Raw genomic sequence first — 18,121 nt, 5'->3', positions numbered from 1 at the left:
CCTCCCATCATTATTATCTTTGCTAAAAAAGAGGAATAATATACCATTTAGAGACATTCTTAAAGTTTTTGTATTATTTGTAATGTTTCTTTAATAAATGAAGTGAAGATGGAATCAGGATAGCTATCTATTGCTTGAACGGCTTCTTTTGCCTCTTTTAAGGCAGATTTTTTATCTTGAAGTTCTATATAGCAAAGGGCACGATAAGACCCAGCTGTTAATACCCACGATTGATCAAGTGGATGACTCATATAATCTGGTATGGTAGCGTGTTTTAATATTGCCAAAGCTTCCTTATAACGTTTTAAGCCATACAAAGATTTTCCTTTTTCAAGATAATATAATCCATCGTCTTGAAAGATTGGTTCATCTTTTAGTTTTTCTCGAAATCGTTCTAGATGTTTTAATGCGATTGTATATTCATTAGTAATTGTGTTGTAATAGTATGCTTTTAAAATATCAATAATTGCGATGGATAGAATATCTTCTGTAAAAATGGCAAATTGCTCAGATTTTTTTATGTAATATAAATATTGTTCTTTATCAGCTGTAATGACTTTTTGGTAAGATAAAATCCGGTAAAATTCATCTGTTTTATAATACACTTGATGCTTTTTTGAAAATGCAAGTGCATCTAAAATGACTTTTTCACATTTTTCATAATTGCCGTATGCGAGTAAAATAATGGCTTCTTTTAAGTATAGTTGTATATGTGTAATCAGATCCATTTCTAAATTCTTTGCTTTATATTCATCACGAATTGTAGCAATCATCTGTAAACATTCTTTATATTTTTTACGTTTGAAGAGCATATAGTAAAACAGTAGTTTCGTTTCAGTGCTTTCTCGATATAAAGTATATTTTTCAAATATAGAAACAGCAGTTTCAACGTAATATTCAATATGATAATCGTTCATAATAACTGCTCCTGTTAGGAACTGTTTATATAAGCGAGCTGTATTTAAAGTAGAAGGTAGCTCTGTTTGAACGATAGGTAGTAAAGTCTTGTATACTTCATCGCATTTATTTGCTTTTATTAATGGCTCCATTTTTTGAATGAGTTCTACAATTTCTCCTTCATCTTCTTCTAATAAAAAGCTCATTTCACATTCAAGTTTTTCAGCAATATATTGTAATGTTTTCATAGAAGGTGTAGCTTTTCCATTTTCAATTTGACTAAGCATACTTTTTGTCAGTTCCGAACCTACCAGCTCTGTTTGTGTAAGCTTTTTTTCTTTTCTTAATGTTTTAATTTTTTCGCCGAGAGTTGCCATATTATTGCTCCTTTATATTTAAAAAGTTAAATGTCATTAAACTTTTTGTTGTAAAAATTGGAAAGTTAATTATATAATAAGTTTAACACAATTTAACTTTTAAGGGGAGAGTGTCAAAAATGGGGGATATAAGTATAGGACAAAATGATTCAAGAATGAAGATTGCAACGAGAAATATTATTTTAATGATGATTGGGAAAATGACGTCTTTGCTAGGAGCCGGTATTTATACGTTTGCAATGGGATTATACGTATTAAAGACAACGGGTTCAGGAATGGGGTTTGCAACTACGCTTATTTGTGGATCGATTCCAAGGCTAATCTGTGGACCAATTGCTGGTGCTGTAGCTGACCGCGTCAATCGAAAATGGCTTGTCATCGGTACCGATTTGTTAAGTAGTTTAACAATGTTTATTATGTTTATCCTTGCAACTACTTTTGGGCCATCACTTCTGTTTATTTATGTTTCAGCAGCATTATTATCAATTTGTGCGAGTTTTTACTCTGTTTCATTAACTTCATCTATTCCAAGTTTAGTAGATGAAGGACGTATTCAAAAAGCGAGTGCCTTGAACCAGACGGCAGCATCTTTATCAAATATTTTAGCACCGATTATTGGCGGAGTTGTATTTGGTTTCTTTTCAATTAAATCGTTTTTCCTATTGAATAGCATTACATTCTTTTTAGCGGTTGTTGTGCAATTGTTTATCGTATTTGATTTATACAAAAAAGAAAAGGCTGAAAGTAAAGAGCATTTCTTGACGAGTATAAAAGAAGGGTTTTCATATGTGAAAAGACAGCATGAAATATATGGTTTAATGAAAATTGCAGTAGGGGTAAACTTTTTTGCGAGTGCACTTTTCGTTTCACTTCCATATATTATTGTTCAAAATTTGCATCTATCTTCGAAACAACTCGGTGTTGTAGAGGGAATGTTAGCAGTTGGGATGTTAATTGGTGCAATTGCGTTATCAGTACGTAAAGAAGTGAATGATCCGTTTCGCTCTGTTTATATTGGGTTGTTTTTATTTGCGAGTTTGAGTTTATGTACAGTGTTTCCATTAGTAGTCACCATCCCGAAAGTAGCAAGTTTTATTTACTATATCGCTTTTATGATGTTAACTGGTATATCAATGATGGTTGTAAATATCCCGATGCAAGTACATTTGCAAAAGACGACAGATCCAAGTTATTTAGGACGCGTTTTCGGCTTACTTGAAACAATTTCTACTGCAATCGCACCGCTCGGTATGATTGTGTATGGATTATTATTAGATATGTTGCCAACTAGCATTGTTATGATGACATTAGGCGTAGGTTTATTGTTAGTTGTATTAGTAGGAGTAAAGAAGCATGTAATGAAAAAGCAAGTGGATGTGTCTGTCTAAAAGGAAATGTGACTTAATAAAATAAAAATGACTAAATTAGTATTTTAGTTTTTGAAACTCTTTTTCATGTATGTTAAAGTAAAGTGAGCTTGCAAAGAAAAGGAGACAACAGCATGAAAAAATTAAGTTTTGTTATGCTTTTTCTATTAGTCGTAATGGCTGGATGTAGCAATTATGACACATATATTGAAACAGGTATGCAATCATTGAAAGATGAAAAGTATAGTGATGCAACAATGTGGTTCGAAAAAGCAGAAAAAGAGAAATCAGGAAATGAAGCGAAATCATATAAAGAAGTTGCTGAGAAAATGGATCAGGGAGCAACAGCATTAAAAGACGGTAAGTATTTAGAAGCGAAAGACATTGCAAATGAAGTGTTACAAAAGAAAAAAGATGATGAACTTGAAAAAGCTGTAATATCAAATGCAGAGAATATGCTTCAAAAAGCAAAAGATGTGGAAGAGAAAGTAAATGAAAGAGTGGCAAAGCGTAGAAAGGTAGAAGAAGAGGGAATCGATAAAATTATTAAAGCTGTCGATAGTATAGATGAAGTGAAAGAAAAAGAGAAGAAAGTATCAGAAGCATTAGATAAGGCTGAAGAGGCGCAAGCAAAAATTGAGGCAAAGAAAAATAAATAGATTTATAGTTTAAAAGGCTGTCGTGCATAACGACAGCCTTTTAATTTTTTGTTGCAAATGTAGTGATGCTCTGTAGTAAAAAAGAAATGATTTTAGAATTCCATCTGTCTTCATGATGAATCGTATAAATATTACGCTGAAATTCAAATTCAGGGATTGGTATATAGCATAGCTCATTTCGTTGTATTTCTTGTTCGATAGCCAGTTTAGAAATCAAGGCAATTCCATTACCATATTTTAAAATTTGTTTCATCGTTTCTAATGAGTCTAATTCAATTTCTGATTGGAATGTAATGTTGTGCGCTAACGTCCATTGTGTAAGTAAGTCTCTCGTTGTAGATGGATTACGATGCAATAGTATGCATTCCTTTTCTATATTTTGTAACGATACATTGTCTTTCTTTGAAAAATGATGTTCTTTGGAAAAAGCAAGAACAAGTGTATCGGGCATTATATTCGTTTGTTTTAAAAGTGGTTCATCAAATGGAGCAGCGGAAATTATCCCAAGATCGATTTCGTGATTTTGTAGCATCATTCGAATTTCAGGGGCTGTTTTCACTAGTAGCGTTATTTTTATATTGGGAAATTCACATTGAAATTGATGAACGACTGCTGGCAAAAGATAAGTCGCTGGTACATAACTAGCGCCGATTGTTATAGCACCTTTCTGAAAATCTTTAAACTCTTGCGTGACACGTCTAGCTTCTTTCATAAGTGCATCTATTTTACAAGCATAATGGTGCAAAGCCTCACCAGCCTCTGTTAAGAAATACCTTCCAGAACGTAATTCGAATAAAGACACACCGAGTTCTTCTTCTAAGCTTTTCATATGAAAAGTAATAGTTGGTTGTTTAACGCCAAGTTTTTCTGCAACGATTGTAAGCTTTTTGTATTTCTTAATAAGTACTACAATTTCTAATTTTAAGAGATTCATTATGAATTGCCGCCTTTTTTATTTTAACTATAGAAAAAATCTATAGAAATAAATAGTTTATTAGAAGTTTTTTAATTTAATCTTTACAGTACATTAACATTAAGTATAAATCTTCCATATAGAATGAAAGCAGATTAAGAATGAGGGGAGAGAGGTGAGACGATGGATATTAAAATTAATGGATTAGAAAAAACATTTGGAAAAACACAAGCGTTAAAGCCGTTGCAGATTGTAATGAAACAAGGGGAATTCACTACACTTTTAGGACCTTCGGGATGTGGGAAAACGACTTTACTTAGAATGATAGCAGGACTTGAAGAACCGGATAAGGGAGAAATATATTTTGGAGACCAGTGCATGTATTCTGCTACAAAAAAGATAAAGACATCTCCTAATGAACGGAATATCGGTATGGTATTTCAAGATTTTGCTTTATGGCCGCACATGACTGTTTTTGAAAATGTTGCATTTGGTTTAAGAGCTACAAAGCAAATGAATCATTTACGAGAAAAAGTAGAAGATGCGATAAAGCGTGTTCGCCTGCAAGGTATGGAGAAAAGGTATCCGCACGAACTTTCTGGTGGACAGCAACAACGTGTCGCATTCGCTAGAGCAATTGTAACAAAACCTCATTTTATTTTGTTTGACGAACCGCTAAGTGCGCTCGATGCAATTTTGCGAGAAGAAATGAGAATAGAGCTTATGGATATCGTTCATTCCATTGGTTTAACTGCACTGTATGTCACTCACGACCAAACAGAAGCAATGTCAATGTCAGACCAAATTATTGTCATGAAACAAGGAGCAGTATTACAAAAAGGAACACCCGAAGATATTTATGTGAAACCGTCTCATGAATTTGTTGCCAAATTTGTTGGTAAGGCGAATTGGCTTGTAGAGGGTAAAAAAATGGTTCGTCCAGAGCATGTGAGCTGGACGAAAAATGAAGTGTGCGAAATGTATACAGGTGAAATTAAGCACGTTACATATGTAGGAGAACGGTATGAAATAAAAGTAAACATGGGGGCACTCGGAATATGGACAGCTTATCACAATAGTAAATTAAGCATCGGGAAACCAGTATCGTTATATGTACCAAAAAAATGTATTCATCATATAGGGGGAGAATCGTATGAAGAAATTCAGTTCGCTTAAGTCTTTATTTGTATGTACTTTACTATTTTCTACTGTAGTAACAGGTTGTAGTTCAAAGACAGGTAATGCAGATGCAAAAAGTAAAAATATGAATGAAAAGAAAATTGTTGTATATAGTGCAGGGCCAAAAGGGTTAGCAGAAAAAATTCAAAAAGACTTTGAAAAGAAAACTGGTATAAAGGTGGAAATGTTTCAAGGGACAACTGGTAAAATTTTAGCGAGAATGGAAGCTGAAAAGAAAAATCCAGTCGTTGACGTTGTCGTACTCGCTTCCTTACCAGCGATGGAAGGATTAAAGAAAGAGGGTCAAACGTTAGCTTATAAAGAGGCGAAACAAGCTGATAAGCTGCGTTCTGAATGGTCAGATGATAAAGGCCATTATTTCGGGTATAGTGCTTCAGCATTAGGGATTGTGTACAATACAAAAAATGTGAAGACGGCGCCTGAAGATTGGAGCGATATAACGGAAGGAGAATGGAAAGGGAAAGTGAATCTTCCAGATCCAGCACTTTCAGGTTCAGCTTTAGACTTTGTAACAGGATACGTGAAAAAGAATGGACAAGATGGATGGAATTTATTTGAGCAGCTTAAGAAAAATGAAGTTACAGTAGCAGGAGCAAACCAGGAAGCGTTAGACCCAGTTGTAACAGGTGCGAAAGATATGGTCATTGCGGGTGTTGATTATATGACGTATAGCGCAAAAGCAAAGGGTGAACCTGTTGATATCGTATATCCAAAAAGCGGAACAGTTATTAGCCCACGTGCAGCGGGGATTATGAAGGATAGTAAAAATATTGAAGGTGCAAAAGAGTTTATTGATTATTTATTATCCGATGCTGTACAAAAACAAGTTTCTAAAGCGTATTTATTGCCTGGTAGAACAGATATAAAAGCTGAAAATAGACCAAATGTAGAAGAGATTCCAGTATTAAATATTGATTGGAAAACAGTTGAGAAAGAGCAAGATGAAATAGGGAAACAATTTAAGAAAGTATTTCAATAAGATGGTGATTCCATGGTAAATCGATTCGTATCAGTAAGACAAGTTGGAATGACGGTAGCGTTATTACTTGTCGCGATGTTAATCGTCATTCCACTTTTTCTTATTTTATTTTCTAGTGTATATGAAAATAGCAGTTGGAAATTTTTAAAGCCTTTTGAAGTGATGCAGAGTGGTGGATTAGCGGGGATTTTTCTAAATTCGATGCTTCTAGGTGTACTCGTTGTAATAGGTGCTACAATATTTGCATTTCCATTGGCATTTATTATGAGCAAAACAGATGTAGGAAAGTATAGTAAGTTAGATATTGTTTTTATGATTCCATTTATGACACCGCCGTATATTGGATCGATGGGCTGGATTTTGTTCATGCAACCTAACGGCTATTTTGAACAATTTTTCCCGATGCTAAAGACAGTTTCATCATCGTTTTTTAGTTTAGGAGGTATGGTCTTAATTATGAGTCTGCATTTATTCCCATTTCTTTATTTCATGCTGAAAAACACGTTACTTCAGATTGGGAGTAGTAAAGAAGAAGCTGCAGCAGTTCATGGCGGAAGTTTTTTCTATCGCTTAAGAAAAATAATATTGCCGTTATTAGTATCAAGTTATGTAATGGGTGCTTTACTCATTTTCGTAAAGACGATTGCTGAATTTGGAACACCGGCTACATTCGGACGTAGAATAGGATTCCACGTGTTAACATCAGAAATTCATAAATTTATTTCGAGTTGGCCAATTGATTTTAGTAGTGCAACAGCATTATCTTCTTTATTACTTAGTGCTTGTATGCTCATTTGGTATATGCAAAATGTATTGAATCGAAAGTATTCATATGCAATGGTTAGTGGAAAAGGTGTGAAATCAAAAAGATATACTTTGTCTATATTTACGCGCGTTGTAGCATGGATGTATGTAATTGGTTTATTAATCGTATCAATTGGAATTCCATACTTTTCTATACTTATTGCTTCTTTGTCAAAATTAAGAGGCGGCGGTTTACATGTAAATAACTTTACAACAAGCCATTATGAGGCATTGTTTACAATGGGATCTCCGGGATTAGAGGCTTTATGGAATAGTTTTCTTTTTTCACTCGTAACAGCGATTATTGCGGTAATGATTGGAGTCTTTTTGGCACTTATGATTCGAAAGGGGAAAAAAAACTCTGAAAAATGGCTTGATATGTGCGGTATGTTACCGAATATGGTACCAGGAATCGTTATGGTTGTAGGTCTTATTCTATTTTGGAATTCACCATATATGCCTATATCAATTTATAATACACCAATTATGGTTATCATAACGTATGTTGTTCTGTTTTTACCTTACACGGTGCAATATGTAAAATCATCACTCGGACAAATTGATGATTCTCTCGTACAGGCAGGAAGTATTTTTTCGGGAAATTATATTTATATTTTTAGAAAAATAATATTGCCTCTTATTATCCCAGGCATTCTTGCCGGATGGGCGATGACATTTACAATTTCAATAAGAGAGTTAGTAGCATCACTTCTCGTATTACCTCCATCAGTAGAAACGTCAGCAACGTTTATTTTTGCTCAATTTGAACAGGGTGAAGTATCTATAGGAATGGCGATGGCCGTTGTTTCTGTTGGACTTACAACAATGTGCTTATTACTGCTGCAACATATGGAGCAAAAGCGAAAAGGGGTAGCATGATGAGAGTGGAAGTATGGGGAGGAGCAGGAGAATACGGTCGCTCTTGCTATTTTGTAAAAAATAAAGAGACGAAAATAGTATTTGATTGTGGTATTAATCGATCTTATGAGGATGGTTATCCAAAAATAGAGAGAGAAGCTGTTCCATTTTTAAATGCGGTATTTTTATCACATATTCATGAAGATCATACGATGGGTTTACCTTTATTAGCGAAGTATGGCTATAAGAAAAAAATTTGGACGACTCGTTATACGAAGGAGCAACTGCCGTTATATTATGAAAAATGGAGAAACTATAATGTGATGCAAGGATGGAATTTACCTTATAGCGACCAACATATAAAAGATTTAAATTATGTATGTATTGATGAGATTAGCAATCCAAATGAATGGTTACAAATTACTCCTACATTGCGGTTTCAGTGGGGGTATAGTGGGCATGTATTAGGAGCTGTTTGGTTTTTAGTTGATATGTGTAATACATACGTATTTTATTCAGGCGACTATTCAGCAGAGTCTAATATACTACGAGCTAATTTACCTGAGAAATTGGGCCACAATATAAAAGTTGCAATTGTAGATGCCGCTTATCACACAGATGATGTTTCGCAAAATGAAAGATTAGACGATCTATGTGCAGAAATTGAACGAGTTATGCAAAATGAAGGAATAGCATTATTACCGCTGCCACAACTTGGTAGGGCGCAAGATATAGTATTGTATTTATATGAACGATATAAAGAATTTCCGCTTATAGTAGATAAAGAAATTTTGGCTGGATTTGAAGAGATGTTCATATATAAAGGTTGGATAAAAAATAATGAAGAACTTAAATGGATTATGGAGAGTTTAAAAAGAAACATAATAGTTATGGATAATGACATTAGTATGCAAAATAGTTACGGAATAGTTGTAATGAGTGATGCGAATATGCAAACGAAACGAGCACAGTTATACTATGAACAACTTCGGAATGAAAAACGGAATGCCGTTATTTTTACTGGGCATATTGCGAAAGGGAGTTTTGCAGAAAAAGTTATGAAAGAACATGTAAGGAGTACATGTAGGGTGAAGAGAATTCCGTATAAAGTTCACCAAAGTATAAGAGACGTTAAAGAGATGCTAAATACATTATTACCAGAACATACGGTGTTAGTGCACGCTTTGAAAGAGGATACGGATCGATTACAACAAAAGCTAAGTACAGCAGGGTATGAAAATGTATATTCACTTGCAATGGAACGTATAGAAGTCATTTGAAATGTAAAGGGGATAGGTATATGAAAAAAGTATTTGTATTCGTAAGCATTTTCTTTTGTTGTTTCCTTTATAACGTTAAGGAAGGGTTTGCAGCTAGTCCAATGAAACCTAGTTTTGAAGTAAAGTTATTATTGAAGCCAGAACAAGTATTAGGTGATAACAAAGAGATGAAGCAAGAGGTGCTAGAACATTTCCAGGCTGGTACAAAATATGAAAGAATACAAGTGCAATTTTTAGATACTGCGAATAAAAGTTTAAGCGAGGAAGGTTGGTTTGCTAGAATTCGAAAGAAAGAATTTAGTAAAGATTTTGAATTAACATATAAAAAAAGATATCCTATTCCAAATGGTGTAATTCAAGATGCACTAGAAGTAGCTAAAAAAGAAGGATTCGATAGTAATACGGATAGTTATGAGGCGGAAATAGATTGGGGATTTGAGAAGAAAACATTAAGCATTTCAAATAAGAAAAGTTACAGCGCTAAAGGATATGGGATACTTGATTTACCAAATGAACAAGCTACTCAAAACATGTTAATAGAAAAATTACCAGGGAAAATGAACAAATGGTTGTATACAAATTGGGGAGAGGAAATGTTAAAGAGTTCCCGTATTTACGGTCCTGTATTAATGAAACGATATACAGGAGAGTTTGAAAACATAAAAGCAAATATTGAAATTTGGCCATTAAGTAATACCGGAAAATTAGAAGATGACTTCGTAATAGAAGTGTCATTTAAAACAAATGAAGAAAGTATTGCGACAAAGCAAAGGGAATTATTAATGGCGAGTTTAGAGAAAAAAGGCTGGTTGTTACCGAAAGATAGTTTGAAGACAGAGCTTATTTTTCAGTAAATGAGAAAAAAGGAATCCATATTTCGTGGATTCCTTTTTCCAATATATGAGTATTAAGCTAAGTCAGCTGACACGAACATATCACTATTTTGAAGGTTTTTAGAGCGTAAACTATAAGCAACTACCTTCTTTTTATATTGTTTTACAACATCAACATGCTCCTCGTGACTATAAATATAAAATGTAAAATTCTTTTTGCCACGTTTTGCATTGATAATTAAAGGCGTACCCTCATTGTGTGGTGGTGCATAATAGCGATCTAAAAATAAACCTTCGTTAAAATCATGAATAATTTTTGATTTCTGTTCGCCTTCTACGTTATTTCCATGAATTGTAATAGTCACATTCTCCTCTTCAAGTTTTGGATGTGTTTCGTACTTGCTAATAATGGATTCAATAACAGTGTTAGGAAGGCTAGAAACGATAATTTTAAATGCTCCAAATACAACTAACATTACAATAAACCAAGTCGTCATAGTATATCATCCCCTTTATTCTATTTAATAATATAACTCATATGGTAATAGTACATATGGTGAAGTTTTGTATAATTTGTGAAAAATATGCCATTTTCACGAACGAAATGTTAGAAAAATCAATTTTGTTACAAAAAGTTGAAATCGAAGTATTTTAAAAGAAAAAGGTTTATAATAAAAATATAACTAATAACCACATTACTAATTATAAGGAAGTGTAACTATGAGTACTGTAGCAATCGTATATGGTATTATTCTTTCCACAATTATTGTTTTGTTTTTCGTTGGGGTTTCACGTTATATTCATAAATGGAAAGAAGGCGTTGCGAAATTAAATCACATTGAAGAAGAACTTAGTGATTTAATGTTACATCATGGTAAGTAAACATTTATTTTTTAATTAAACAATGTGAAGAATATCACAAAACGTGCTTTCCTAATGAAGGCATGTTTTTTTGTTATGTGAAAGTTAGACATATTCATGAGATTTTCCATACAATACAGTGTGAAATAAAAAAATGATTCTTTGTTTGCAGGAATATTTATTCTTTTTTGTATAATTTTGTAATTCAGTTCGGTATAATTATGATATAGAAGGAAATTTGTTAGAGGGGGTATATTGTGAACATATTAAAGATTATAGGAATAATTGCAGGAGTCATTATAGTAGCTGTTATAGCTTTCTTTGTTATTATGAATTACTATTTGTCAAAAGAAGATCCTGATTACGTATTAAAGTACATAAAAGAACATAAAGAAGATGAAACATGTTCATTACTTATTAAAAGAAATGGAGAAGTATTAACTTCTATAAATGAAAATAAAAAATTGCCATTAGCAAGTATGGCAAAAATCATAATAGCAGTTGAATTTGCTAAGCAAGTGTCAGAAGGAAAAATCAATCGTGATGAACAAATTTCATTGCAGGAGCTAGAAAAATATTATGTTAAAAACACTGATGGTGGGGTACATCCTGATTGGTTAGAAGATGCAAAAGCGAGAGAATTAGTGGAAAATGGACAAATCGCTTTAGAAGAAGTTGCAAAAGGAATGATTCATTATAGCTCTAATGCAAATACGACATATTTGTTAGATAAGCTTGGAATAGAAAGAGTAAATGATAGTTTAAAAGAGTTAGAGCTTACTAGTCATGACAAGTTCTCTTCGTATACTGCTTCACTATATATGAGAGGGTATGTAGAAAAAGAGCTTCATGAGCCAAAAAATCAATCGTTAGAAATGATACGTAACATGTCAAAGGAAGAATATAATAAACATGTGTTACAAATTCATGAATGGATGAAAGATGAAGAAGAATGGAAAAAACGGGATATTCCATTAAAGGTAGATATGGAATTTCAGCGAATTTGGTCAGATCGATTAGTGGGTGCAAACGCTAAAGATTATATGAGTATAATGGAAAAGATAAATAGTAGAAATTATTTTCCAAAATCAATGCAAGAAGAGATCGAGAACATTTTCAAAGGAACAGTTAAAAATAGTAAGTTCGAATATGCTGGTCAAAAAGGTGGTTCTACCGCATTCGTATTGACAAAAAGCTTGTATACTACAGATAAGAAAGGGGATAAAGTAGAAATTGTCATTATGTTTAACGATATAGAAGATCAAGTTTCATATCAAAAACTGAGAAATAATATAGATTATTTTATTCAAGATGCTATAACAGATGAAGAGTTTGGAAATAAATTATAATGAAATAATTTTATTATGTAAACAAAGGGGCACTTATGAAAAGTGCTCTTTTGTAATACAGGATTTTCCAATCTTATTATTGAATATAGATGGAAAATAAGATTGGAGGTTAAAAAATGACAACAATATATTTCGTTCGCCATGCCCATTCTACATATACAAAAGAAGAACGGGAACGATCTTTATCTGAAAAAGGGCACTGTGATGCAGAAAATGTAACGCATTTATTAAAAGATAAACATATTGATGTTGTTATTTCTAGTCCTTACAAAAGAGCAATCCAAACTGTACAAGGAATTGCGAATACATATAAATTATCAATACAAACTGAAGAAGATTTGCGTGAAAGATTATTGAGCACAGAGCCAGTATCAAATTTTAATGATGCTATGCAGAATGTGTGGAAAGATTGGAGTTTTGCATACGAAGGCGGAGAATCGAATACTGTAGCACAAAAGCGCGCTGTAATATGTATACAAAATATATTAAAAAAATATGAAGGTAAGAATATTGTAATAGGTACGCATGGAAATATTATGGTATTACTAATGAATTATTTTAATTCGAAATATGATTTGGAGTTTTGGAAAACACTTCATATGCCCGATGTGTATAAATTAAATTTTGATAAAAATCGTTTCATTTCTGCTGAAAGAATAGAGAAAACAGGTCATCGGTTAAATATTTTGTAAAAGTTTATCAAAAAAAGAGGAAAGAGAGAAGTTATTGTAGAAGTATGACTTTGTAACATAAAAATTATATGTTAAAGGAGGCTGTTTACATGTTTGAGAAAGAGAAAGAAGGGCTTATTGAAGTTCACAACGTATATGAAATTGCACCAGCAGATGGAACAATTATTGGTATGGCAACAGAAGAAGAAATGGAAATTGCTGCTGAACTAGAGCTGCAGTACTATGCCCATTCTCGTTTGCTAGAAGCAAATATTCAGTTAGACGGTTCCTCCTATAAAGAGTTACTTCAGGAGTTCCAGGAGTACGAAAGAAAATCAATGAGCTTTTGGCGAGCAATACATAAGCGTTTAGCTGTGCCATGGGCATGGGTATTACGTATTGATGTTGCGAATGGCCCTATTTATGTAAGTAATGGGAATGCTTATTACGAAGAAATCGATGATGAAGAAGATTATGAATAGATAAGTAAGGAAGCAACTTTAGTTGCTTCCTTTTTTTATTTATAGAGATTGAACAGCCCCAATAATAATATCAGGCCGATCAATTTCGATTCCGTGACCAGCATGTTCGGCAAGTATATATTGGCTATGTATTGAGAGTTGTAATTGTTCATGGATCAGTTCTTGCCACATTGCTTCAAGTTGTGTTGCTTCCTCTTTTGGCATGCCACCATTAGTCAATTGAGTAATAGAATATTGAGGATCTCTACCGATAACGATTAATGGTATTTCTAATGTTTTACATAGCTCTTTTAGTGAGAGAGCACAGTTTTTCCACTCCGATAGTTCAGAAGCTGTCGCTTTATATAATGAAGGCGAGGTAGAGAATCCAATTTGCTGTTTTGATTGATCGGTGAGAATAGGTTTTAGTTCATTATAAAGTGTGTCTACATCCATTTTGGAGTATGTATTATATTTTTCAAGCTACATATCATCCGAGTCAGTTTGATCAGAAATTGGTAAATGAAGTTCATCTAAACGGTGTAAGTTCATCGAAGTAGAATCAACTAAAATAAGTGCTTGCAGCTTATCTTCATGTAACATCGCAAAATGTTGTGCACATAATCCTCCATAGGAATGACCGATTAGAATAAATGGCTCTTGAATAGCTAGTTTGTTTAGTAACATATGCAGCTCTTTTGTAACTTGCCTTATTGTACGTGGTTGATTTCCTAGCTCACTTTTCCCGTAACCTGGGCGATGGTATGAAACGACTGTAAAGTGCTGTGAAAGCTTTTTTATAATAGGAAGCCAATCATAAAATGAGCAACTCATTCCGGTTTGAATGACTACAGTTTGTTTACCACCTCCTTTTATATGTACTTCTATATTTTGCCCCATTATTTCTACAAATTTATGAATGTTAATTCCTCCTAAGCTTGAAATAATTTTTGACAAGCAAAAACGATACACCAAACACCTATACCGAGTAGGACAGATGTACTAAGTGTAAATGAATTTTTTAAACCAATATAGACAATAAATAATAGTAGTGCTGATGCGGGGAATCCATATAATACTCCTAAAGCAAATTGACTCAATTCTTGTTTATTCCCGCCTTCAAATGAAATCCAAAATAGACTAAGTAAACTCACGAGAGGAAGGGCAGCAATAAAGCCACCTATCGTACTGTAGTGTTTAGCGACTTCAGTGATAACGCCGATAATAAGTGCCGAAACGATTGCTTTAACGAGGAAATGCATATTTTGCCTCCTTCGCTAATAACGAAAATGCTTTTTCAATTAATTGTTGTTCTTCTTTTGATAACTGTGATTCTAATATTTTTATCTTTTCTTTATCTAGTAAAGTATGTTTTTCTAATACTTCAATTCCTTCAATTGTTAATGTAAGGTTTACCAATCTTTCATCTTTTTTATTTCTCTCTTTAACGATGAACCCCTTTTGAATAAGGCGCTTTATATGTTCAGATGCTGTGTTATGAGAAAGACTAAGCTCAGTAGCGACTTTTCCAATTGTTATATCTTTCTCACGAGAAACGATTTGTAAAATACGAATTGCTTGGTGGGAAAGGTTGTCATCGTATTCGTATCGTAAGTGATAATAAATGCTCTCCCAATGTTGATTAATGTTGTTCATAATAATAAATCCCCTTTTTTATATCGTATAGTAAGATATATTCGTTGTTTTAGAAATAAAATCCTTTTATTTGGGTAAAAAATGTTGAAAAAGTTTATTTTTATTGAAATATAAGGTAATCTATGTGTAAAGGTATACATTTAGCAAGAGAGAGGATGATAGTTGTGAATACATTCAAATGGATGAGTCATGAACAGATGTATGTAGATGAAATACATGTTGAAAAATGTGGTCCTCTTTCAGTCGGCGTATATGGGGGAAATCAAGAAAGTGATGCATATGAACGAGGAGATGCGGTACTTGCTTGGTGGGACCCTGAATTACAATTTGAATTTGTTATGATTTTTGATACACACCACAAAACAAAAAATATTGATTATATAATAGAAGCGATTTCAGAAAGAAAAGAGAAATTAAAAGAGTTATTTTCCTATCCAATACATTTAGCTTTTCATCATACACATATGTACTTATTAGCGTTATTTACAGATGAGTTATTTATTAAAAAGTGTGATCAAGATGATGAGGAACTCGCTTGCTTAATTTGTTTACGAAAAGGCGAATTTTTATATTGGTTATCAGTTGGTGATTGTTTCGCGTATTTATTCCATTCTGAGAAAACGAAAAATGGAAAAGGACGATTAAATAAACGGAAAAATTACGAATATATTGGCAGGAAAAATATTTTTGCAGCAAATACACCTTGCTTTACGTCAGGTGTAAGAGGATTAGAAAAAGGAATGAATCACATTGTAATGGCAACGGACGGTATTTTAGAGTGTGACAAACGAAGGTTTGATGATGATCAATCTTTAGTAGAAATATTACACGACGGAAATAGCTTGCAGATTGAGCCCGTATTAACAAATGTACTACAGTGGAAAGGTAGAGACTGTGCCACGATTATTGGATGGTCTATTGATACTGATAATAAACAATGTGCTAATTAATATAAAAGGAGTTCAAGGTTTTTATCCTTGAACTCCTTTTTGTTAAGCAATATGGATGTGATATGTTTTCAACCATTCATTTACTTGTAGCATATACTCCATGGCACTTCTTGCTTCAAAATTGTTAATCACTTTATTACTTTGATCAGCAATTGAAAGTAAGATGGAATGGTTAATAAGTGAGAAAATAGGATTGTTTTTATTGTTACACATATCAAGTGTTAAATTACGGATTGTTTGTAAGTAGTGTGGATCTTGTGAAGTTGGATAAGCGCTTTTTCTTCTATTGCGTACATCGTCAGGTAAAGCTGGTTGTAGTGCTCTACGTAAAATGCCTTTTTCGATATTATCAATACTTTTTATGTTGAAAGGAACATTCCATAAATATTCAACTAATCTATAATCGCAAAACGGTACACGAACTTCAAATCCAACAGCCATACTCATACGATCTTTACGGTCAAGTAAGAAAGGAAGGAATCTTGTTAAAAATAAATAAAACATTTGACGTTGTTTCGCGGATTTTTTACTTTCGCCTTCAAGAGTAGGTACTTCAAGTATCGCTTCTTGGAATCTTGTATCAATATAGTCTTCTAGATTACATTGGTTACTTACTTCATTTAGTAGAAGAGGAGATGTATTTTTCCAATTTGTTAGCCAAGGAAACTTATCTACATATAGTAGTTCTTCTTGATGAAACCAAGGATATCCACCGAATACTTCATCAGCCGATTCGCCGGATAAAGCTACGGTCGCATCTTTTTTCATTTCGCAAAATAGTAAATATAGTGAAGTTTCCATTTCACCAGCACTCGGTAAATCTTTTGCATGAAGGGGAACGAATAAGTGATTTGCTAATTCTTCAGCATTCACAATAATATCATGATGCGCTGTCCCGACATGTTCAGAAACGCGTTTTACCCAAGGAGCGTCTAAACCAGTGCGAGCAAATGTCAGTTCGAAATCTTTTGCGCTATTTACAAAGTCAACAGAATACGTATGAAGTGTTTTATTTTCAGCAGCAAATTCTTTACCCGCAAGTGCAGTAATACCGCTAGAGTCTAATCCGCCTGATAACATACAAACGAGAGGAACATCGGCAATTAATTGTCTTTTTACTGTATCTTGTAAAATAGATAAAATATGCGAAGATGTATCTTCTATAGAGTCTGTATGGAACTTACTTTCTAAATTCCAATACTTAGTAACTACTTTTTTATGACGTGTAAATGTTATAGAATGTCCAGCACGTACTTCTTGAATATGTTTAAAGACGCCACATCCTGGAGTGCGAAATAAGCCTAATCCAAATATTTCATTTATTCCATTCGCATCAATTTCAGCAGGGACAGATGGATGCGCTAATAATGCTTTAATTTCAGAACCGAAAATAATACTGCCATTTCTTTCTGTAAAAAAGAGTGGTTTTACACCTAAATGATCTCGTGCTAAAAACAATTGTTGCTTCTGATCATCCCATAAGGCAAAAGCGAAAATTCCGTTTAAATGTCGTACGCAGTCTTCTTTCCATTCTAAATAAGCATGTAGTAATACTTCTGTATCTGAATGGGTTTCAAATGCATGCCCACATTTTTGAAGCTGCTCTCTCAGTTCACGGAAATTATAAATTTCTCCATTATAAGTAAGAGCATACGTATAATCACCAGCACGAAATGTCTTAGGCTGTGTCCCGCCTTCTGGATCAATTACAATTAAACGCCGGTGTGCAAAGGCCGCATGAGGTGAAAACCAAAATCCTTCAGCATCCGGACCACGATGCTGAATACTATTTGCCATCTTTTTTAAAATAACATGTTGATTTGAAAGGTCTTCTTTCCAATCTACCCAACCTGTAATTCCACACATACACATCTCATCTCCTAATTTTTAAAATAGATTAATGAAATAAAATGTACACTAAATTAAAGAGTGACTATATAAATAGTGTACTACATGAATTAAATTACAGACTTGAGAAAGTTTTCTTTGAATGCATAGTTATGTGA

19 protein-coding genes and 1 pseudogene are annotated in these 18,121 nt (G+C 33.4%); 13 read left to right on the top strand and 7 right to left on the bottom strand.

Annotated elements, in window-relative coordinates; genetic code table 11:
* Positions 1–59 precede the first annotated feature (59 nt).
* Positions 60–1,274, bottom strand: coding sequence for a helix-turn-helix domain-containing protein (locus QCI79_RS04075; protein ID WP_021728683.1), 1,215 nt, complete (start codon positions 1,272–1,274; stop codon positions 60–62).
* 119 nt (positions 1,275–1,393) lie between these two features.
* Here QCI79_RS04075 and QCI79_RS04070 point away from each other — a divergent pair, with 119 nt between their 5' ends.
* Complete coding sequence (locus QCI79_RS04070) at positions 1,394–2,662, top strand: MFS transporter (protein WP_000502489.1); 1,269 nt, start codon at positions 1,394–1,396, stop codon at positions 2,660–2,662.
* Positions 2,663–2,775: 113 nt separating this feature from the next.
* Entirely contained in the window at positions 2,776–3,300 is a 525-nt protein-coding gene (locus QCI79_RS04065) for a COG3014 family protein (protein ID WP_000736440.1), read from the top strand.
* Positions 3,301–3,340: 40 nt separating this feature from the next.
* On the opposite strand, the gene QCI79_RS04060 is transcribed toward QCI79_RS04065, so the two are convergent.
* Positions 3,341–4,234, bottom strand: coding sequence for a LysR family transcriptional regulator (locus tag QCI79_RS04060; protein ID WP_021728684.1), 894 nt, complete (start codon positions 4,232–4,234; stop codon positions 3,341–3,343).
* Between the two features lie 162 nt (positions 4,235–4,396).
* Here QCI79_RS04060 and QCI79_RS04055 point away from each other — a divergent pair, with 162 nt between their 5' ends.
* From QCI79_RS04055 to QCI79_RS04035, 5 genes are read left to right on the top strand one after another with little or no spacing between them, the layout of a single operon-like run.
* Entirely contained in the window at positions 4,397–5,389 is a 993-nt protein-coding gene (locus tag QCI79_RS04055; RefSeq protein ID WP_021728685.1) for an ABC transporter ATP-binding protein, read from the top strand.
* Entirely contained in the window at positions 5,367–6,392 is a 1,026-nt protein-coding gene (locus QCI79_RS04050; RefSeq protein ID WP_021728686.1) for an ABC transporter substrate-binding protein, read from the top strand. Before QCI79_RS04055 ends, QCI79_RS04050 begins: the two co-directional genes overlap by 23 nt.
* 12 nt (positions 6,393–6,404) lie before the next feature.
* A complete protein-coding gene (locus QCI79_RS04045) occupies positions 6,405–8,075 on the top strand; it encodes an ABC transporter permease (RefSeq protein WP_021728687.1) in 1,671 nt (556 codons plus the stop codon).
* Positions 8,072–9,334 (top strand): MBL fold metallo-hydrolase, encoded by a 1,263-nt coding sequence (locus QCI79_RS04040; RefSeq protein WP_023901493.1) that lies wholly within the window; start codon positions 8,072–8,074, stop codon positions 9,332–9,334. Before QCI79_RS04045 ends, QCI79_RS04040 begins: the two co-directional genes overlap by 4 nt.
* A gap of 20 nt (positions 9,335–9,354) precedes the next feature.
* A complete protein-coding gene (locus tag QCI79_RS04035) occupies positions 9,355–10,188 on the top strand; it encodes a hypothetical protein (RefSeq protein ID WP_000755311.1) in 834 nt (277 codons plus the stop codon).
* Positions 10,189–10,241: 53 nt separating this feature from the next.
* Here the strand turns inward: QCI79_RS04035 and QCI79_RS04030 are convergent, their stop codons facing one another.
* Positions 10,242–10,664, bottom strand: coding sequence for a YfmQ family protein (locus tag QCI79_RS04030; protein ID WP_000214592.1), 423 nt, complete (start codon positions 10,662–10,664; stop codon positions 10,242–10,244).
* Positions 10,665–10,705: 41 nt separating this feature from the next.
* Between QCI79_RS04030 and QCI79_RS04025 the strand changes: the two genes are divergently transcribed.
* From QCI79_RS04025 to QCI79_RS04005, 5 genes are all read left to right on the top strand, one after another.
* Positions 10,706–10,822: a hypothetical protein gene (locus QCI79_RS04025; RefSeq protein ID WP_001987133.1), complete on the top strand. Its 117-nt coding sequence runs from the start codon at positions 10,706–10,708 to the stop codon at positions 10,820–10,822.
* Positions 10,823–10,887: 65 nt separating this feature from the next.
* Positions 10,888–11,049 carry a hypothetical protein gene (locus tag QCI79_RS04020; protein WP_000108701.1) on the top strand — a complete coding sequence of 54 codons (162 nt, stop codon included), beginning with the start codon at positions 10,888–10,890 and terminating at the stop codon, positions 11,047–11,049.
* A gap of 236 nt (positions 11,050–11,285) precedes the next feature.
* Positions 11,286–12,377, top strand: coding sequence for a serine hydrolase (locus tag QCI79_RS04015; protein WP_021728688.1), 1,092 nt, complete (start codon positions 11,286–11,288; stop codon positions 12,375–12,377).
* Between the two features lie 116 nt (positions 12,378–12,493).
* Positions 12,494–13,069, top strand: a complete 576-nt coding sequence (locus tag QCI79_RS04010) for a histidine phosphatase family protein (RefSeq protein WP_000208300.1) — start codon at positions 12,494–12,496, stop codon at positions 13,067–13,069.
* 89 nt (positions 13,070–13,158) lie between these two features.
* Positions 13,159–13,530, top strand: coding sequence for a hypothetical protein (locus QCI79_RS04005; RefSeq protein ID WP_000461766.1), 372 nt, complete (start codon positions 13,159–13,161; stop codon positions 13,528–13,530).
* A 39-nt stretch (positions 13,531–13,569) separates the two neighbouring features.
* Here the strand turns inward: QCI79_RS04005 and QCI79_RS04000 are convergent.
* From QCI79_RS04000 to QCI79_RS03990, 3 genes and pseudogenes are all read right to left on the bottom strand, one after another.
* Positions 13,570–14,481 (bottom strand): annotated as a pseudogene (locus tag QCI79_RS04000) (alpha/beta fold hydrolase).
* Positions 14,442–14,771: a DUF3147 family protein gene (locus QCI79_RS03995; protein ID WP_000545607.1), complete on the bottom strand. Its 330-nt coding sequence runs from the start codon at positions 14,769–14,771 to the stop codon at positions 14,442–14,444. The pseudogene QCI79_RS04000 and the gene QCI79_RS03995 overlap by 40 nt, the downstream one beginning before the upstream one ends.
* The gene (locus QCI79_RS03990) at positions 14,755–15,165 is read right to left on the bottom strand and encodes a MarR family winged helix-turn-helix transcriptional regulator (RefSeq protein WP_001059780.1); all 411 of its coding nucleotides are present in this window, start codon (positions 15,163–15,165) and stop codon (positions 14,755–14,757) included. The genes QCI79_RS03995 and QCI79_RS03990 overlap by 17 nt, the downstream gene beginning before the upstream one ends.
* 122 nt (positions 15,166–15,287) lie before the next feature.
* Here QCI79_RS03990 and QCI79_RS03985 point away from each other — a divergent pair, with 122 nt between their 5' ends.
* Positions 15,288–16,115 carry a PP2C family serine/threonine-protein phosphatase gene (locus QCI79_RS03985; protein ID WP_001999549.1) on the top strand — a complete coding sequence of 276 codons (828 nt, stop codon included), beginning with the start codon at positions 15,288–15,290 and terminating at the stop codon, positions 16,113–16,115.
* Positions 16,116–16,157: 42 nt separating this feature from the next.
* Here QCI79_RS03985 and asnB read toward each other — a convergent pair whose 3' ends face one another.
* The gene (gene asnB / locus QCI79_RS03980; protein ID WP_000333942.1) at positions 16,158–17,981 is read right to left on the bottom strand and encodes an asparagine synthase (glutamine-hydrolyzing); all 1,824 of its coding nucleotides are present in this window, start codon (positions 17,979–17,981) and stop codon (positions 16,158–16,160) included.
* Positions 17,982–18,121: the final 140 nt, after the last annotated feature.

The organism is Bacillus cereus group sp. MG1, assembly GCF_040460035.1.
GTDB classification, from domain to species: Bacteria; Bacillota; Bacilli; order Bacillales; family Bacillaceae_G; genus Bacillus_A; species Bacillus_A cereus.
This window is presented reverse-complemented; position numbering and strand designations above follow the sequence as displayed.